The sequence below is a fragment of the Clostridium chromiireducens genome (assembly GCF_002029255.1).
Classification (GTDB): domain Bacteria; phylum Bacillota; class Clostridia; order Clostridiales; family Clostridiaceae; genus Clostridium; species Clostridium chromiireducens.
The window spans coordinates 82029-101720 of record NZ_MZGT01000007.1; the positions used below are offsets into that span (position 1 = coordinate 82029).

20 protein-coding genes are annotated in these 19692 nt (G+C 31.3%); 1 reads left to right on the top strand and 19 read right to left on the bottom strand.

The genetic code is table 11. The features are described 5' to 3' along the window. Positions 1 to 181: 181 nt before the first annotated feature. A complete protein-coding gene (locus CLCHR_RS03645; protein WP_079438327.1) occupies positions 182 to 1825 on the bottom strand; it encodes a DAK2 domain-containing protein in 1644 nt (547 codons plus the stop codon). A 13-nt stretch (positions 1826 to 1838) separates the two neighbouring features. Continuing rightward, a complete protein-coding gene (locus CLCHR_RS03650; RefSeq protein WP_079438328.1) occupies positions 1839 to 2189 on the bottom strand; it encodes an Asp23/Gls24 family envelope stress response protein in 351 nt (116 codons plus the stop codon). Positions 2190 to 2456: 267 nt separating this feature from the next. On the opposite strand from CLCHR_RS03650, the gene rpmB reads away from it, so the two are divergent. Next, entirely contained in the window at positions 2457 to 2648 is a 192-nt protein-coding gene (rpmB, locus tag CLCHR_RS03655; protein WP_079438329.1) for a 50S ribosomal protein L28, read from the top strand. Between the two features lie 407 nt (positions 2649 to 3055). Here rpmB and CLCHR_RS03660 read toward each other — a convergent pair whose 3' ends face one another. The 17 genes from CLCHR_RS03660 to CLCHR_RS03740 all read right to left on the bottom strand — a co-directional run bounded on the left by CLCHR_RS03660 (position 3056) and on the right by CLCHR_RS03740 (position 19615). Further along, a complete protein-coding gene (locus CLCHR_RS03660; protein WP_079438330.1) occupies positions 3056 to 3691 on the bottom strand; it encodes a thiamine diphosphokinase in 636 nt (211 codons plus the stop codon). Between the two features lies 1 nt (position 3692). Beyond that, positions 3693 to 4340 (bottom strand): ribulose-phosphate 3-epimerase, encoded by a 648-nt coding sequence (gene rpe / locus CLCHR_RS03665; RefSeq protein ID WP_079438331.1) that lies wholly within the window; start codon positions 4338 to 4340, stop codon positions 3693 to 3695. Then, positions 4334 to 5206 (bottom strand): ribosome small subunit-dependent GTPase A, encoded by an 873-nt coding sequence (gene rsgA, locus CLCHR_RS03670; protein WP_079438332.1) that lies wholly within the window; start codon positions 5204 to 5206, stop codon positions 4334 to 4336. Before rsgA ends, rpe begins: the two co-directional genes overlap by 7 nt. Positions 5207 to 5342: 136 nt before the next feature. After that, positions 5343 to 7256 carry a Stk1 family PASTA domain-containing Ser/Thr kinase gene (gene pknB / locus CLCHR_RS03675; protein ID WP_079438333.1) on the bottom strand — a complete coding sequence of 638 codons (1914 nt, stop codon included), beginning with the start codon at positions 7254 to 7256 and terminating at the stop codon, positions 5343 to 5345. A gap of 1 nt (position 7257) precedes the next feature. Further along, positions 7258 to 7977 carry a Stp1/IreP family PP2C-type Ser/Thr phosphatase gene (locus CLCHR_RS03680; protein WP_079438334.1) on the bottom strand — a complete coding sequence of 240 codons (720 nt, stop codon included), beginning with the start codon at positions 7975 to 7977 and terminating at the stop codon, positions 7258 to 7260. Then, on the bottom strand, positions 7971 to 9023 hold the full coding sequence (gene rlmN / locus CLCHR_RS03685) for a dual-specificity RNA methyltransferase RlmN (protein ID WP_079438335.1): 1053 nt from the start codon (positions 9021 to 9023) through the stop codon (positions 7971 to 7973). Before rlmN ends, CLCHR_RS03680 begins: the two co-directional genes overlap by 7 nt. 14 nt (positions 9024 to 9037) lie before the next feature. Continuing rightward, positions 9038 to 10354, bottom strand: a complete 1317-nt coding sequence (gene rsmB, locus CLCHR_RS03690; protein WP_079438336.1) for a 16S rRNA (cytosine(967)-C(5))-methyltransferase RsmB — start codon at positions 10352 to 10354, stop codon at positions 9038 to 9040. Between the two features lie 12 nt (positions 10355 to 10366). After that, a complete protein-coding gene (locus CLCHR_RS03695) occupies positions 10367 to 11059 on the bottom strand; it encodes a zinc metallopeptidase (RefSeq protein WP_079438337.1) in 693 nt (230 codons plus the stop codon). Positions 11060 to 11074: 15 nt separating this feature from the next. Continuing rightward, positions 11075 to 12001, bottom strand: a complete 927-nt coding sequence (fmt, locus tag CLCHR_RS03700; RefSeq protein WP_079438338.1) for a methionyl-tRNA formyltransferase — start codon at positions 11999 to 12001, stop codon at positions 11075 to 11077. 31 nt (positions 12002 to 12032) lie between these two features. Further along, the gene (def, locus tag CLCHR_RS03705) at positions 12033 to 12476 is read right to left on the bottom strand and encodes a peptide deformylase (RefSeq protein WP_079438339.1); all 444 of its coding nucleotides are present in this window, start codon (positions 12474 to 12476) and stop codon (positions 12033 to 12035) included. Positions 12477 to 12488: 12 nt separating this feature from the next. Beyond that, the gene (priA, locus tag CLCHR_RS03710; protein ID WP_079438340.1) at positions 12489 to 14684 is read right to left on the bottom strand and encodes a primosomal protein N'; all 2196 of its coding nucleotides are present in this window, start codon (positions 14682 to 14684) and stop codon (positions 12489 to 12491) included. A 256-nt stretch (positions 14685 to 14940) separates the two neighbouring features. Then, the gene (coaBC, locus tag CLCHR_RS03715) at positions 14941 to 16125 is read right to left on the bottom strand and encodes a bifunctional phosphopantothenoylcysteine decarboxylase/phosphopantothenate--cysteine ligase CoaBC (RefSeq protein WP_079438341.1); all 1185 of its coding nucleotides are present in this window, start codon (positions 16123 to 16125) and stop codon (positions 14941 to 14943) included. Between the two features lies 1 nt (position 16126). Continuing rightward, positions 16127 to 16345, bottom strand: a complete 219-nt coding sequence (gene rpoZ, locus CLCHR_RS03720; protein ID WP_079438342.1) for a DNA-directed RNA polymerase subunit omega — start codon at positions 16343 to 16345, stop codon at positions 16127 to 16129. Continuing rightward, a complete protein-coding gene (gmk, locus tag CLCHR_RS03725; RefSeq protein WP_079438343.1) occupies positions 16326 to 16964 on the bottom strand; it encodes a guanylate kinase in 639 nt (212 codons plus the stop codon). Before gmk ends, rpoZ begins: the two co-directional genes overlap by 20 nt. Beyond that, on the bottom strand, positions 16964 to 17239 hold the full coding sequence (remA, locus tag CLCHR_RS03730) for an extracellular matrix/biofilm regulator RemA (protein WP_079438344.1): 276 nt from the start codon (positions 17237 to 17239) through the stop codon (positions 16964 to 16966). The genes gmk and remA overlap by 1 nt, the downstream gene beginning before the upstream one ends. 14 nt (positions 17240 to 17253) lie before the next feature. Beyond that, entirely contained in the window at positions 17254 to 18135 is an 882-nt protein-coding gene (locus CLCHR_RS03735) for a YicC/YloC family endoribonuclease (RefSeq protein ID WP_079438345.1), read from the bottom strand. Positions 18136 to 19189: 1054 nt separating this feature from the next. Continuing rightward, positions 19190 to 19615 carry a PBECR3 domain-containing polyvalent protein gene (locus tag CLCHR_RS03740; RefSeq protein ID WP_079438346.1) on the bottom strand — a complete coding sequence of 142 codons (426 nt, stop codon included), beginning with the start codon at positions 19613 to 19615 and terminating at the stop codon, positions 19190 to 19192. Positions 19616 to 19692 lie beyond the last annotated feature (77 nt).

Sequence of the window (19692 nt, forward strand, 5' to 3'; positions counted from 1 at the left end):
TGCAACTTATGTTCTTAGAATCACCCAGTAAAATCTTCTAAGAACCGAAGCAAACACATATATTCCATTTCGGTTGCTTAGAAGTAAACTGTAAATAACCCCTTAATACAAGTATTTTCATATTTCGGATGCTTCACAATACCTTTACATCATGCATTTATAAATTGTATTGTTACTTAATTTACTCTACTGACATTAAGAAATAATAAAGAGGTTGATTTCCTTTATAGAACTGAATGTCTAACTCTTCATATTTTTCTCCTAATTCATCTTCAAACACTTTAGCTTCTTCATCACTTACTTCTTCACCATAATATACCGTAATTAGTTCACTTTCATCATCTATCATATCATTCAGAACTTTGCCAGCAACATCTTTCTTATCTTCGCCTACTTCTTTTATCTTGCCTTCAACAAGTCCTAACATATTTCCTTCTTTAATAGCTATTCCATCAATTTCAGTATCACGAACTGCATAAGTAACTGAGCCCGTTTTAACTTCTTGAATAGTATTTTTTAAATTATTAAAATTCTCCTGAACTTCAGAGTCACAATTAAACATAGTCGCACATGCTATCCCTTGAGGAATAGTTGTAGTAGGTACAACCAATATATCTTTATCAGATATTTCCGCTGCTTGATTGGCAGCCATAATTATATTCTTATTGTTCGGCATAATAAAAATATGCTTAGAGTTTATTTTATCAATAGCATCTAAAAAATCTTGAGTAGATGGATTCATTGTTTGACCACCTTCAATAACATAATCAATCCCTAAATCCTTGAAAATATTTGATATTCCATCGCCCATTGCAACTGTTATGAACCCATATTTCTTTTCTTCTTCAACATTCTCATATTCGTTATCAATACTATTTGCTTCTTTATCTTTTGCATTAATTAAAAGTTCCCTGTGTTCTTCTCTCATATTATCAATTTTAATTTTTGATAATTCTCCTAAAGCTACTGCTTTTGATAGTACTAATCCTGGATCATTTGTATGTATATGAACTTTGATAACATCATCATATCCAACAACAATCATTGAATCACCAAGATTCTCTATTTCACGTTGGAAATCCTTTGCACCTTTGGCATCTCCAAGTATTATAAACTCTGTGCAATATCCAAACTTAATATCTATTTCCTCTGTAGCCTCAGCAAGTGTATTATTTGATGAACCTACTGTTATATCTTTCAATTCTGCTTTTATTCCATTTTTTAAAGCTTCAAACATACCTAGTAGTATAATATAAAGCCCCATTCCACCAGAATCAACAACTTTAGCTTTCTTTAATGCTGGTAATAGCTCAGGAGTTCTATCTAGCATTTCTTTTGCTTTTACTGTTACTTCTTCCATAAATGCCACTATATCTTTTTTATCAGATGATATTGCCGCCTCTGAAGCTGCCCTTATAACTGAAAGTATAGTTCCCTCTGTTGGTCTCATTACTGCTTTATATGCCGATTTAGATCCTTCAAAGAAACCAATAGCAAACTCTGTAGCATCTACTTCTTTCTTTCCCTCTAAGCCTTTAGAAATACCTCTAAGTATTTGAGAAAGTATAACACCAGAATTCCCTCTAGCTCCCATCAATGCTCCCTTTGCCAGCTTTTTAGACATTTCACCTATGGAATCAGTCTCCATATTTTCTATTTCTTTTACCGCTGCTTTAAATGTCATAGACATATTAGTACCAGTATCTCCATCAGGAACTGGAAAGACATTAAGTGCATTCACAAAGTCACATTGTTCCAGCAATTTATTGCTGGCATTAACAACCATGTTATAAAAATCACGGCCATTGATTTTTGTATATTCCATTCAGTTTAACCTCCTAAACTCTTACCGCTTGCACATTTACTGTTATAGACGATACCTTAAGGCCGGTATAGTTTTCAACACTATATCGAACTTTTTGAATTATATTATTTGATATAACAGATATCTTTGTTCCATATTCAACCATAACAAATAATTCTATTTGTAACTTATTTTCACCTGTTAATTGTATCTTTACACCTTTACTAAAGTTTTCTATACCTATAAGCTCCCAAAAACCCTCACTAGCATTTTTAGAAACCATCCCCACTACTCCATAGCATTCCATTGTAGATAATCCAACAATCTTAGCTAGAACTTCCTCTGAATAATTTATATCACCAATTTCATTTGAAAATCCAACCATCCATATTCCTCCTAAAATCTTATATCTCATCTTATATTCTATATTAGAACAATATTTTATTCAAGTAAGAACATTTTACATTAAAAAAATACGAAGTACAATTAATAACTTAAATAAAAAAACATATGTTTTTCTTTCTTAAACTCTTAATTAATATTTTTTAACTAATAACTAATAATTTATCTTGCCTATTATATTTTCCTATGATATAATTTACACTGTCCTATTGAAGATGATTATCTTTGGAATATAAGGAGGTGTTTTCTAATGGCAAGAAGATGCGAAATTTGTGATAAAGGTGTTATAGCTGGAGTAAGCTATAGTCATTCACATCGTCAATCAAAGAGAACTTGGGCTCCTAACATAAAGAAAGTAAAAGCTTTAGTTAACGGAACACCAAAAACTGTTCATGTATGTACAAGATGCCTTAGATCTGGAAAGGTTCAAAGAGCAATATAGTTCATAATAAAGAATGCAATTGTTATCCCAATTGCATTTTTTATTTTTAGCTACAAAAAATAATAAACCATTATATTTGCATAAAATATGCGTTATATCTTGGTTTATTATTTTTTTAATTATGACTTAGAGCTATTTAGACATCACAAAAATAGCCGAAGATGTCTTATGTACTCTATTTTTTTCTAAAAAACTTTATTATATTAGATAAAAATTTTGGTAATTTAAAAGCTATTATTTTCATTATATAGTCCTCCCAATCATTAATAAAATAAAACAAATATTTTAAAATTAATTTCGCCTTATTATATTAATATTCAGTTACACACTAAAATGTTCCAATTTTTAAACATTTTCAGAAAATAACTTTAATAACGGTACCAATATTAATTTTTATCATATTATATTTAGTCAATAGAATGTAGAATTAACAATTCTCCCTCTTCATAACTAATATCTATTGGAGTATCAACAAACTCGTTGCATATAGCTCTCGGATCTAACAAACTCATAGTATAGCCATTCAAACTATATTTAGCACCACTAATATTAAGGTTAACTACCTTATCACTTAATGCATGAAAAGAAATATTCTCTCCACACTTTCCAAGTAACCTCATATTATTTTCTCCAAGATAAATCCTGTTATTATCATCAATTATTTCTATCGCTACGCCCTTCTTTTTAGCATTTAAAAGAAGACCTATATTCCCTAATGCATGATCCATTCTAGACCCAAGCGCTCCAAATAAGTATATTTTAGTAGCACCTCTCCTAACAGCCTCAATTACAGCTATTTCTGTATCAGTGTAATCTTTCTCTGGGGGAAATTCTAAAACCTCTTTAACCTGCAATCTTATATTATCTAAAATTTCTTTTTTAGCCGAATCAAAATCTCCCAAAAGCAAATCTGGTACAATTTTATAATTATAAAGACATTCACTTCCCTTGTCAGCTGCTATTATCAAATCAATATCCTTTAAATATTCTCTTAATAATTTTTCTGAGGGCGGATTCCCACCACTTACGATTACTACATTCAACTTATTCACCCCTTAAGGCTCTTATATTATCACTAATTTCTCCTCCATTAAATACAGCAGAACCAGCAACAATTACGTTTGCACCAGCTTCTATAACCTCTCTTACATTAGTCTTATCTACTCCTCCATCTACCTCTATCAAAAGTGATGGGTTAACCTTATTACTTAATTCCTTTATTTCTTTAATTTTATCAAGGCAGTATGGTATAAATTTTTGTCCTCCAAATCCTGGATTCACAGACATTATTAAAACCATATCTAAGTTCGGTATTAAATCTTTTAACACACTTGTTGGCGTTCCTGGATTTAATGAAATAGCTGCTTTCTTTCCTTTAGATTTAATATAGTTAATTGTTCTATCTATGTGTCTATCTGCTTCATAATGAACTGTAATTATATCAGCTCCTGCTTCTATAAAATCATCTATGTAATTACCTGGGTTATTTATCATTAAGTGTACATCAAACATTTTATCTGTTCTATTCCTTATTGATTTTATCACTGGAAATCCGAAAGATATATTTGGAACAAAAGATCCATCCATCACATCTATATGAATAAAATCTGCTCCTCCATTATCTATCCTTTCTATATCTTCTCCTAATTTTGAAAAATCCGCCGATAATATCGATGGTGCAATCTTTACCATTTATTTTTTTCCTCCTCCATTATTTCCTCTAAAGTTTTTATATAAAAATCATATCTATATCGATTAATTGTTTCATTCTCCACTGCTTCTTTTACTGCGCAGTTTGGCTCTTTAAAATGTAGACATCCCCTAAATTTACAATTATCATTATACTCTGTAAACTCAGGAAAACAATATTTCAAGGAGTTCTTATCCATTAAATCTTTAATTTCTAGTGTTGAGAATCCAGGTGTATCTACAATATATCCATCTGCTACTTCAATAAGTTCGCTGTGCCTTGTGGTATGCTTACCTCTTCCAATTTTCTCACTAACTTTGCCTGTTTCCATATGCTCTTTGTTAGACAGCTTATTAATTAAGGTTGATTTTCCAGCTCCAGACGGTCCACAGAAAACTGTTGTATTTCCCTTAATCTTTTCTACTAATCTCTCTATTCCAACTCCAGCCTTGGCATTTATATAAAGAACCTCGTAACCTATGTCATTTATTCTCTTCTTAATCTCTTCACGCTCTTCTTCAGATACTAAATCAATTTTATTTAAGCAAACTATAACTTCAATATCATTATACTCGCATAAAATTAAAAACTTATTTAATAAGTCAAAGTTTATATCTGGATTTTTAACAGCAAAAACAATAAACGCAAGGGAAACATTTGCTACTGTTGGTCTAACTAATGTAGACTTTCTCTCGTGTATTTCTTCTATAACTCCTTTTCCATGTTCCATTTGAATTGTAACATTATCTCCCACCATAGGTTTTATATCTTTATGTCTGAACTTCCCTCTAGCCTTACATTCTATCAAACCTTCTTCGGTCTTAATGTAGTAAAATCCCCCTATGCCTTTTATTATCTTTCCATTCATACTTTTCCTCCACAACTTTATAATTTATACTATTATCTATATATAATTAATTCTATCCTAAAAATCCTTAATTAGTAACTAAATATATTATAAAAGGGGAGGTTTTTTTTATCAACCTCCCCTTTTATTTTTTTAACTAATGATTTTGGTTTGACGTTTTATTTGGTGTTGTATTGTTTTGATTGGTAGTTACATCATCCCATGGTCCTGTTGGAGTTGTTCCTGTAGTCGGAGCTGTTCCTCCTGGGCCTGGAGTAGTTCCTGGGGTCTTATCTGGTGTAGTAGTTCCACCTGGTTTAGTATTTCCTGGTGTAGGTGTAGTTGGCTCTTGTTTAGCAACATACTTTCCTATTGTAATTGTAACCGAAGTACCTTGCTCTACCTTACTTCCTTCAATAGATTGAGCTAATACTATGCCATTTTCACTTTCATTCTGAGTCTCTTGTGTAACTATAGCTACTTTTAATTTAGCATCTTCCAATTTACCTTTTGCTGCATCAGAATCTAATCCCTTTACGCTAGGTACTGTTGTAAGCTTAATTTCCGGTCCTTTACTAACAACTACTGTAATCTTATCATCTGTTGTAATTTCAGTATCTTTCTTCGGACTTTGGCTTATTATCTGTCCTTTTGGAACATTATCACTAAATGACTCACTTTGATCACTAATCTTAAGACCTAAAGAATTCAAAATAGTCTTAGCTGCGTCTATATCGTAGTATTGTACATCTGGCATTTTAAGCTTTGTTGCCCCTCCACTTACAATAACTCTGACCTCGCTATTTTCCTTAACCATGCTTCCTGCTTCTTTATTCATCTTAATAACTGTTCCTTGAGGCTCATCGCTAGCTTCTGTTCCACCTTCAACTAAAACTAACTTCAACGCTTCAAGTTCCTTCTTTGCATCATCTAAATTCTTTCCTACAACGTTAGGCACTTGAACTTCCTTAGTGCTAGGTGCAGAAGAACTAAACATCTTAAATGCTGTTACTCCTATGCCTACTAATATACAAAGCAAAACTGCACCAATTATTATCTTCATTATTCTGCCTTTATTTATTCCGCCTACTTTTTCATCATCGTCTTCATAATAATAATCATCATCTTCGTCATCATATTCATCATCTTTTTTCTGTTTATTAGTCGATTCATCTTGCTTTGGAATATGACTTGTTACAGCTGACATTATTATTGTGTGGTCATTATCCTCTTCTTTATCTATCTTAGCATTCGGATCATCTTTAATTTTCTGAAGATCCGCGATCATTTCTTTAGCACTTTCATATCTTTTAACAGGATCTTTTTGCATTGATTTTAGGATTAACTGATTTAAACTATCAGGTACTTTGGAATTAAGATTTTTAGGTGGCACAACCTCTTCTTGAAGATGTTTTAACGCTATAGTTACAGCGCTATCTGCTTGAAATGGAAGTGTTCCTGTAACCATTTCGTATAACACAACTCCTAAAGAATATAAATCAGTCCTGCAATCAATAAAACTTCCTTTGGCTTGTTCTGGAGAAAGATAATGAGCTGATCCCATTATTGTACTAGTATTAGTAATAGTTTCAGAAGTTGTAGATTTTGCTATTCCAAAATCCGTTACTTTCATTACTCCATCTTCTGTCACTAAAATATTCTGTGGCTTTACATCTCTATGAATTATATTATTTCTATGAGCACAATCTAAAGCTTTAGCTATCTGAATAGCAACTGATATTGCTGTCTCATAATTCATCTTACCAACTTGCTTTATAATATCCTTCAAAGTTTTTCCCTTAACATATTCCATTACAATGTAATTTATGTCATCCTGAGTTCCTACATCAAGAATATTTACTATATTGTTGTCAGATAAAGTTGCTATGGCAGTCGCTTCCCCTTTGAACTTTTCCACAATGTCAGGATTGTTGCAAAATTCTTTTTTAAGTACTTTAACCGCAACAAACCTATTCAATTTGTTACACCTTGCTTTAAATACTTCTGACATACCACCTTCCCCTATTTTTTCTAACAACTCGTATCTGTTTCCAAGTACAATTCCATCCATACTACATATCTCCTCCAAACAACAATACTGTTATATTATCCCTGCCACCTTTTTCTTTTGCCAAATATACTAATCTGTTAGCCATATTTACATAGTTCTCTTCTTCGATGACAACTTGTAGAATTTCTTCCTTAGTTAGTTCATTAGTCAATCCATCTGAACATAATATAAATAAATCACATTCACTATTTTCTATTTCAAATACATCTACACTTACACTATCGCTGGTTCCCAATGCTCTAGTAATGATATTCTTCTTAGGATGATTTTCTGCCTCTTTTTCGCTTATGCTTCCAATATCGACCAATTCCTGTACCAGGGAATGATCCTTAGTTATCTTTCTAATATGATTATTTTTTATTGCAAAACAGCAACTATCACCTACATTCGCAACATGAATGAAATCTTTAGTCATAAAACAAGCTGTAACTGTTGTACCCATCCCACTTAGTTTTTCATTAGTATTAGAAAAATTAAATATATCTCTGTTAACTTTTTCTATAGCTTCTACAATTAATTCGTCAACATTAGTCGAAGAATATTTTTCATCTATATAATTAACAATTCTCTTTGCAGCCATTTCGCTGGCAACTTCTCCTGCGTTATGTCCACCCATTCCATCTGCTACTACATATATTTTAAATTCATCCTTTTCTAAATACGAAGCAAAATCTTCATTTAATGTACGTTTTAATCCCACATCACTAACTAAGCCTACCATTTCATTCTCCCCTCTATTTTTTGGGTCTTTATGTAACTTCTTCTAAGTTGTCCACATGCTGCATTGATGTCACTTCCCATTTCACGTCTTATAGTAACTTCTATCCCATGACTTTTTAATATTTCTGAAAAATCATCAATAGTTTTCTTTGAAGATCTTTTAAATGTATTTTCTTTAATTTCATTAACAGGTATTAAATTCACATGACAAAGCATTCCTTTTAACAATTTTCCAAGTGCCTTTGCATCTTCCCTGCCATCATTTACATCTTTTACTAATGCATATTCAAATGTAATTCTTCTATTTGTCTTACTAATATAATATTTGCAAGACTTCATTATTTCTTCAATGCTGTATTTATTGGCTATAGGCATAATTTCTTTTCTCTTTTCATCACTAAATGCGTGTAATGAAATCGCAAGAGTTATACTTAGCTTTTTATCGGCTAATTCATATATCTTTGGAACAAGCCCACAAGTAGACAATGTGATGTGTCTCTGTCCTATATTTAAGCCATAATCTGCCGAAACTAACTCTAGAAATTTTATAACATTATCGTAATTATCAAGGGGCTCTCCACTTCCCATAAGCACTATATTTGATATTCTCTCATTAATATAATTTTGCACCACTAAAACCTGTGCCAATATTTCAGCCGTTGTTAAATTTCTAACTCTACCTTCAATAGTTGATGCGCAAAATTTGCAACCCATTGCACATCCTATTTGAGTTGATATGCATATGGAGTTGCCATGTTTATATCTCATAAGTACTGATTCTATTAAATTCCCATCTTCAAACCCTAATAAAAACTTTTCCGTTCCATCAATATCAGACTTATAGACCTCAATTATAGTTGGTAAACTAATTGTAAAATTCTCTTTTAATTTTGATATTAATGGTTTAGGAATATTTTTCATATTATCGAATTCATTAATTCCCTTATAAACCCAAGATAATATTTGTGTACTCCTAAATGCACTCTCATTGTTTTCCTTCATCCAGGTTTTTAGTTCTTCTAAAGTATAATCTAGTAAATTATTCATTTATTCACCTACTATTACTTTTTTTCTAATTTTGCCACAAAAAAGCCATCCATATTTTCATTCGGCAGAATAGTTAAAGAACCGTCTCTATTATATACTAAGTTATCTTGCTTACCGATAAAGATTTTTTTCACGCTGCAATCTTTATGTCTACTAACAAACCACTCAATATTCTCTTCATTTTCTTCTTTGTTTAATGTACAAGTTGAATATATCATTATTCCATCTTCCTTTAGATACATCCATGCGCTTTCCATTATATCTCTTTGAACTTTTATAACTTCTCTCAAATCATTTCTTGTTTTATTCCATTTTATTTCTGGTTTCTTTCTTATAATTCCAAGTCCCGAACAAGGAACATCTATTAAAATTCTATCACTAGATGCTATTAAATCTGGATTTAATTTAGTTGCATCACTTGTATTAACTTCAACATTTGTTATGCCTAATCTCTCGCAGTTTTCTTTTATTAATCCAAGCTTAGACTCATGAAGATCATACGCTAATACTTTTCCTGTATTCTGAAGTATTTCAGCTATATGAGTAGTTTTTCCACCTGGCGCACTACACAAATCTAAAACTGTCATTCCTTCTTCTAATTCTAATAAAGGTGCTATAATCATTGCACTTTCATCTTGAACTGTAATCTTTCCTTCTTGGAATAAAGGATTATTTTCTATTGATTTACCACCTTTTATGCAAATCGCTTCCGGACAAATAGAGCCTTCTTCAACTTCATATTCAAGTTCTTCTAACTTTTCAAAAACGTCATCGTAATCTGCTTTGATTTCATTTACTCTAACACTTACCTGTGGAATTGAATTCAATCCTGACATTATCTTCTTTGATAGATTTTCTCCATATTGTTTGATTAGAAGTCTTATCATCCAAGGTTCAAACGAAAATTTATATGCATACTCGTCAATCTTATTCCCTTCAACTTCTATATCATCTGGATTCTTAGTGAAATTTCTTAGTATCCCATTTACTAATTTTGAGTCATTTTCCGAAATTTCTTTCGCCTCTTCTACTGCCTCATTACACGCAGCATAACTTGGTATTTTATCTAAGAAATTCATTTGATATATCGCTACTCTTAATATATTTAAAATATCCTTATTCATTAGTTTAATGTCTTTTACAAAGTTAGAAATTATAATATCAAGAGTCTTTTTTCTTCTTAAAACTCCATATACAATTTCAGTAAGTAGAGCCTTATCTTTATCGCTAAGTTCAACTTCATTTAATTCTTTTGATAGTATTATATTAGAATATGCTCCTTCGTTAAGTACTCTACCTAATATTTTTACTGCTAATTTTCTACAATTCATATGCTACCTCATCTATTCATCTCTACTGTTGCTTATCGCAATCAGCCTTATTAATTGTGATACTGCCATTAATGTTGCTGCTACATAAGTCATAGCCGCCGCATTTAAAACCTTTTGTGCTTTCTTTGTTTCGTCTCCATATAGGATTCCTCTTGATTTTAATATATTTAATGCTCTTGTGGATGCATCAAATTCAACTGGTAATGTTATTAATTGAAAGATCACTACACCCGAAAATAATAATATTCCTAAAGTAGTCAAACCTTTAAATCCTAAAAACATTCCTGCTAAGAATAGTATCCAAGAAAGGCTTGAGCCAACATTTACAACGGGAACTATAGAATTTCTTACAACCAATGGTGTATATTTTTCTTTATGCTGAATTGCATGCCCAACTTCATGAGCTGCTATTCCTGCTGAAGATATTGTTCCACCTGCATATACATCTGGCGATAACCTTAATACCCTGTTTGCTGGGTCATAATGATCACCAAGTTTAGTATTTACAACTTCTATTCTAATATCAAAAAGCCCTGCTTCATCTAACATCATTCTAGCTATTTGCTGTCCCGTATAACCATTCATTGTTCTTACTTCACTATATTTGTTATAGGTACTGCTAATTTTGGTCTGCGCCCAGAATGAGATTATTATAGCTGGAATTAATAATATCATAGTTGGATCAAAAAACGGATAAAAATGCATTAATACATCCCTCCATTACTGTAGAATTATATTGTTCTCTATTTCATGCCCATTTATATATTGTTCTATTGATAAAGGCTTACCATTTGGAAATTGTACTTTCTTAATGAGTAATACTCCATCTTCACATGAAACCTTAACACCATTTTTACTAACTTCTATGATTGTTCCAGGTTCTTTTAAATTCTTTTCTTCTAATGCCTCAGTTTCGTATATCTTCATTCTTTCGCCCTTATAATTAGTATAGGCAATAGGCCAAGGATTTAATCCTCTTACTAAATCATGAATTTCCTTTGAACTTTTATTCCAATCTATACAGGCAATATTTTTATCGAGTGGTTTTGCATAGAAAGTTTTATCCCCCTGTTTTTCAGGAGTTATACTTCCATTTACAAGCCCTTCTATACTTTTAAGCAGCAGATCTGATCCTCTTACCTTTAATATATCATATAATTCTCCTGCAGTCATATTATCAGTAATTTCAACTTCATCTTTAAGAAGCATATCTCCTGTATCTATACCTACATCCATAAGCATAGTGGTATTTCCTGAAACTTTTTCGCCATTTATTACTGCCCATTGGATTGGTGCAGCTCCTCTATACATTGGTAATAATGATCCATGAAGATTTATACACCCATATTTAGGTATATCTAATACTTCTTTAGATAATATTTGCCCAAAAGCTATTACAATTATAAAATCTGGTTTTAATTCTTTTAACTTTTGGATTAATTCTGCATCATCTTTAAGCTTTATAGGTTGATATACTTGAATTTCATGCTTTAGCGCTTCTTCTTTAACGGCTGAATATGCCATTTTTTTGCCTCTGCCTTTAGGCTTATCTGGCTGTGTCAGCACTGCAGTGACTTCATACATTTCAATTAGTTTTCTTAAAGATGGAACCGCAAAATCAGGAGTACCCATAAATACTATATTCACTCTGTTCTTCCTCCTGTCAAAATTTATTTTCTTAAGACTTCTTAACTCTATCAATGAATAAAGTACCATTTAAGTGGTCATATTCATGTAGAATAGCTCTTGCAAGCAATTCTTCCCCTTCTATTTCAAATTCCTCTCCTTTTTCATTAAGTGCTCTTGCTCTAACATAGTTAGGTCTCATAACTTCCTTAGTTTCACCAGGTAAGCTTAGACACCCTTCTTCATCAATTTGAGAACCACTTGTTTCTATTATTTCAGGGTTTATAAAAACTAGTGGACCTTCTCCAATATCTATAACAAATAGTCTTTTTAATACTCCAACTTGTGGAGCTGCAAGACCAACACCATCTGCATCATACATTGTTTCTTTCATATCCTCAATTAAAGTCAATACTCTTTCATCTATTTGATCAACTTCTCTGCACTTCTTTCTTAATACGTCATCTCCATATTTTCTAATAGTTCTTAATGCCATGTTCTATTCCCCCTATGTCATATTATTTGGATTAATATCTATACTAACCCTTACTTCATTATATACACTCTTATTTAATAGATAAAGTGTATCTTTTACTTTTTCACTAAACTCATCGTCAAAATTACCTTTTATTATTATCTGCCATCTATAATTATCCTTTAATTTTGTAATAATACAAGGAACTGGCCCGAGCATAGTAAAATCTTCTAATACTAATTTTTTCAAATTTCCTTCTAAAGTATACATAAACTTTACTAGTTTTTCTTCATATTTTGAAGAACCTAAGATTAATAATATTTTACCAAAAGGCGGATTGCCCATCAACCTTCTGATATTTATTTCTTCTCTAAACAAAGATTCATAATCTTCTTCCTTTGCATACTTTAAGCTATAGTGATGAGGAGTATAACTTTGAACAATTACTTTCCCTTCATCTTCTCCTCTACCAGCTCGGCCTGCAACTTGCGTTATTATTTGATAGGTTCTTTCTGCAGCCCTGTAATCCGGCATATTTAAAGACATATCCGCCGCCAAAACTCCAACCAATGTAACGTTTTTAAAATCCAATCCTTTTGATACCATTTGAGTTCCTATTAAAATATCAGCTTCTCCACTTTTAAAAGAGTTATATATTGACTCATGAGCATTTTTATGACGTGTGGTATCCACATCCATTCGTAATACTTTAGCATTTGGAAAATACTTTTTCACTTCCAATTCAACTCTTTCTGTTCCCGCTCCAAAGAACTTTACATATTTACTATTGCATTCAGGGCATACTTTACTGACCTTCTCAGCTCTTCCACAATAGTGGCAGATTAGATATCCATTTTTATGATACGTCATGGATACATCGCATTCTGGGCATTTAAATACATATCCGCAGCTTCTGCATGAAATAAAAGTTGAATAACCCCTTCTATTTAAAAATAAAATCACCTGTTTTTTATCTCGCAGAGTATTTTCAAGCTCATTTAAAAGCTGTCTGCTAAACAAAGAGAGATTCTTATTTTTTAATTCTTCTCTCATATCAACTATCTGCATATGGGGCATTTTTTTTCCATTAACTCTTTTATGCATTTCAATTAATGTATATTCATCTTTAAGCGCCTTATAATAGCTTTCTACGCTAGGAGTTGCCGATCCTAATATAAGTTTACATCCTTTTAGCTCGCATATAAATTCACTTACTTCTCTAGTATGATATTTAGGATTATGTTCTGACTTATATGTGTTTTCATGTTCTTCATCAATTATAATAAGACCAAGATTTTGTAACGGCAAGAACAGTGCACTTCGTGCTCCAATAACAAGCTTAGCTTTTCCTTCTTTAATTCTATACCATTCATCAAATCTTTCACCATCACTCAATTTGCTATGAAACAATGCTACATCTTCACCAAAACGTCCCTTAAACCTTTCAATCATTTGAGGAGTTAACGATATTTCTGGTACTAAAACTATAGAACTTTTTCCTTGATTCAGCATTTCTTCAACTAATCTAATATATATTTCTGTTTTTCCTGACCCTGTTACACCTTTTATAAGATACTTTAATTTTGCCTCATTTAAAATAGTATCTAAACATTCTCTTTGTTCATCAGTTAATAACTTATTATAATCATTATCATATCTGCGGGTATTATATCTAAAAACTACTTGTTCCTCAACTTTTAATATTTCTTTTTCTATAAGCTTATTTAAACAATATAAAGAAAATTCTTTGTCATTAACAATTTCTGATTTAGTGTAAATTCCATTATTATTAATTATGAAATTATATAAATTTATGTAACTTTCTTTTTTAAGTTCATCCTCTTTCACTTCTTTGTTAATAACTATAACTTTTTTCTTCTTATTTTTTGATCCTTTCATTATTCCAACTGGGATCATTAAACGAACTGCATCGATGTATTTACAAAGATATTTTCTTCTTAAGAATTGAATAACTTGAATATCTTCTACAGTTAACATAGCCTCATCATCGCATAACTTTAAAATTTCTTTTACTTTATAATCAAGCTTTATTGAATCCTCCTGCAATAATGAAAATACAAAACCTTCTATGGGTTTATTCCTCTGGCCAAAAGGAACGTTAACCCTAAATCCAACTCCTATATTCTCCATAAGTTCATAAGGTACTTTATATGTAAATAGTCTATCTATTTCTAGCGCTTCACTATTTATAATTATTTCAGCATACATACTTTTCTTTAACCACCTTACGTCCAAATTTAGTTTGTGTCTAGCCACTGTAACACCCAGGATAACAGTGGCACTCCCTAGACTAGGTACCCCTTGAGGTTATAAGTTCAACCAAGATTCAGATTGAGATCAAACTCCACCCGAATCAAGTTTCACTTGATATCAAGAACACTCAAACATGAAATAATAAGTATACCACAATATTAAAACATTTATCTTAAATATATTCATATATCAAATAAAAGAAGCGCAAATTCTAGCGCTTCTCAAGTATAATGTCAAATAAATTGCTTGCAATCTTTTCTTTGCTCATTTTATCTAAATATATTTCCTTACCACTTTTAGACAAAACTATTACTTTATTATCTTCTGAGGCAAACCCAGTATCATTTGCAGTTATATCATTTGCTACAATATAATCCAAGTTTTTTCTTTGTAGCTTAGATATTGCATTTTCTTTTAAATCTTGACTTTCAGCGGCAAAACCAACTAGTATCTGCTTATCCTTTTTTTCTCCAAGTTCCATTAATATATCGCTATCTCTTGTAAATTCTATACACAAATCATTGTCACCTTTTTTTATTTTTTGTGTACTATAATTTTTAGGTTTATAATCAGCAACAGCAGCAGATTTAATTACTATATCCGCATGATCATATACTTCCATAATTGCTTTTTTCATTTCTTCATTAGTTGAAACTTTAACAATATTAATATTCTTTGGAACTTCTATAGATGTAGGCCCAGATATTAGTGTTACATTAGCGCCTCTATTTCTTGCTTCTTTTGCAATAGCATAGCCCATTTTCCCAGTTGATCTATTTGTGATAAATCTAACTGGATCTACTGGTGCTATAGTTGGACCAGCAGTTACTACCACATTTTTATTCACTAAATCTTTCTTGTCATTTAACTCCATTAAAACCCTATCTACTATAACTTCAGGACTTTCTAATTTTCCTTTTCCAGTAGTTCCACAGGCAAGCCTGCCTTCTGCTGGCTCTATAAATTCATATCCAAAAGACTTTAGCTTTTTAATATTATCTTGTACTATAGGGTTGTCATACATGTTTGTATTCATAGCTGGAGCAAAAATAACTTTTGCTTTAGTTGCCATTATCGTAGTTGAAAGCATATCATCAGCTATTCCATTTGCAATCTTTCCAATAATGTTTGCGGTAGCAGGTGCTACTAAAAATAAATCTGCTTTTTCTGCTAAGCTGATGTGTTGAATCTCCCAAGCCTTTGGTTCTGCAAACATATCATATGTAACCATATTTTGACTTAATGATTGAAAAGAAAGTGGAGTTACAAATTTAGTAGCTGATTCAGTCATAATAACATCAACATTGATGTCCTTCTTTTTAAGCAGACTTACAATTTCTAATGCTTTATATACTGCAATTCCTCCACTTACACCCAGTACTAAATTCCTTTTCATTTTATCTATTACCTTCTTCTATAATTTCATATTCAACTGCATTTTGATCTACTTCATTAATTGCAATTGTTAAAGGTTTTTTTGAATTTACATAAATTTGAGGTTCAGAACCTTCAATTATTTGTCTAGCTCTTTTTGATGTTAAAATTACTAAAGAATATCTATCATGCACCTTTTCTAATAAATCTACCACTGATGGATTAATCATAGAGTTGTTCATGTATTATTCCCTCCTTCGAATCTAATATACTATCTTTTATTCTATCTACTCTGCATTTTTCAGCTGCTATTATAGCTTCTAATTTCTCAACAGCTATTTCTACTTTATCATTTACAACAGCATAATTATATTTAGAAACAAAATTTATTTCCTTATATGCTGATTTAAATCTTTTCATTAGAGATTCTTTAGTTTCACTTCCTCTATTTATAATTCTCTGCTTTAATTCTTGCATAGATGGTGGAAGTATAAATATAAAGACTCCCTCTTCTGTATTTTCTTTAACTTTTAATGCTCCTTGTATATCAATTTCTAAAATAACATCCACTCCATTTTCTAACATTTCTTCAACGTTAGATTTTGGAGTTCCATAATAATTATCATAGACTTCTGCATACTCTAGAAAATCATTAGAATTTATCTTTTCCTTAAAGTCTTCTTTTGTCATGAAATAGTAATTAACCCCTTCAACTTCTCCTTTTCTCGGATCCCTTGTAGTTGCGGATACTGATAAAGATACCTCTCTATTTCTTTCCAAAAAACTTTTGCATATTGTACCTTTTCCGGCTCCTGATGGTCCTGATATAACTATTAATAGTCCTCTCCCTTTTTTATTCATTATTCATCATCCTCATCAACTGCTGCCACATCGTCTTTTGTTGATAATCTATGTGCAACTGTCTCTGGTTGAACTGCTGACAAAATAACATGATCACTGTCTGTTATTATTACAGCTCTAGTTCTTCTTCCATAAGTTGCATCTATTAGCATTCCTCTATCTCTTGCTTCTTGAATAATTCTTTTAATAGGTGCTGATTCAGGACTAACTATTGCGACTAATCTGTTTGCAGAAACTATGTTCCCAAAACCTATGTTTATTAATTTTATTCCCATTTTTTCCCTCCTAATTATTCAATATTTTGAACTTGTTCCCTGATCTTTTCTATTGTGTTTTTTACATCTATAACTTTATTAGTTATATTTATATCTGTAGATTTAGAGGCAATAGTATTAGCTTCTCTGTTCATTTCTTGAATAATAAAATCCAACTTTCTTCCCACAGGTTCATCTAATTCTAAAGTATTCGTCATTTGACTCAAATGACTTCTAAGTCTAGTTATTTCTTCATCTACAGCTGCCTTATCCGAAAGAATTGCCACCTCTTGAGCTATTCTACTCTCATCGATATCTACACCTGATAATAGTTCACTTAATCTCTCTTCAAGTTTCTTTTTATAACTCTTTGGAATAGCATCTGATAATTTCTCAATTTCTATAACATAACGTTCTATGGCGTTAACTTTTAGAAGAATATCTGATTTTAACTTTTCTCCCTCTACAATTCTCATTTCTTCCATCAAATTAAGAGATGATTTTATCAAAGAAGAAACTTCTTCAAAAATATCGTCTAAATTTTCCTCTGGTTCATCCAGTGTAATCACATCAGGTAATCTTGCTATTTTAGTTACTGATATATCATCTATAACATTTAATTCCTTCTGAATTTGCTTAAATGATTCATAGTAGTCCTTAGCCAACTTCATATTAACCTTAACTTTCCCTACTGTATTTCCATAATTTTTATAATTAATAAAAACATCAACTTTTCCTCTGCTTAGCTTTTTACTAATTATACTACGTATCTTTTCTTCTAAAGCAAGCATTGTTCTTGGCATTCTAATATTTATATCTAAATATCTATGATTTACACTTTTCATTTCTATAGAAAAAGAGAGTTCTTTTCCTTCATCACTTTGTGCTCTTCCAAAGCTAGTCATGCTCTTTATCAATGCTACACCTCCTTTTAATATTATAAAGTTCCCAAATCCAATAAAATAATCATAATAAATATAGTATCTCATGTCAATGATTTGTTCACAAATTGTTAACATTTATCAAAGTAGAATATTGTGCAATACCCGAAATGTAAAAATACTTGCAGTAAGAGGTTAATTTAAGTTCAGTGCTAAATAACCGAAAGTGAATATATGTGTTTACTCCGGTTCCTTGAAGATTTTGCTGGATGATTCTAAGAATATAAGTTGTGCCCAAAGTGCTTGCTTCAAGGACTAAGCCTTGAACAAGCACATTTGGAACAACTTATATTCTAAGAATCATAGCCAGCAAAATCTTCTAATGAACGCTTCGCAAAAACATATATTCACTTTCTTTGTTTAGCAGAAAACTTGAAGTAAGACTATATTTAGGCAAGTATTTTTATATTTCTTCGATTAGAAATACCTTTAATCAAGTATTACACTTACAGCTCTTAATTTAAAGTATTTTACAATTATATATGAAACTCAAAATCAGCCTATATTATAAATATATGGAATATGTCATAAATTAAGAGTATTTTTTATCTAAGCATTGCATTAGATCATATAACTGTAGACATTTCTTAAATAAATGTTATACCATCCTTTCTATATTATGTATGCTTGAAATACTTAAAGTAATAGCAAAACAAAGAAAGAGAATACATATATGTGGAGTCAGGCATTGAAAAATGAGCTACTGTTATGTCTTAATGGGAGGTTGTTCCGTTTACGCTTGTCCATAATAAATTTTGGAGCAAGCATAAATGGGTACAACCTCCCATTTAGACATACCCAGCGAAATTTTTCACAGACTGCGGAACATATATGTATTCTCTTTCGGTTGTTCATTGCTTACTTTAAGTGCTACTTTCGTGCACAAAAAAATCACCTTACTCTAATTATAAGGTGATAGATAAAACAAATTATTTTTTGGCAGGTCGGCGTATCCTGCATCTCTGTTTACTAAATATTAGCGTATGAGGAGCCTTTTCTCACCTCAAAAAATAAAATTTCTAACTCTATTTCATAATACTTTTTCTTTTAATACTGTTTCCTCAACTTTTATTAATCTTCCCCTATAAATTCGCGCATTCATTTTTGATAGGGTTATAGGGTACATTGTTGCAACATATATATATTGATCCTCTAAATCAACTTCCAATCCCAAAAGTAATATAATGTTGTCAATCTTTTTTACTAATTCGAGAGAGCCGCCAGTTCCTCTCCTATTATCTAGACCAACATACTCAGGTTCTTTTATTACTTTCTCTATTATATCTAATATATTATCCTTCATTTTTTTGGTGAATTGTCTACCATGTCTTTTTTTTATATGGTTTATAACACCCGGAGAGGCATAAACAATCCTTGGCAAATCAAGCTCTAAGAGCTCACTTATAAAAACTTTTAGTTTTCCAACTTTCTTATAAGCCCTATACTCTCTCTTCATAATACCCCTCATTTATATCCTTTCTTTTATTATATCCCAATGCTATGTATTTTTCCACATATATAATGAAAAATCTG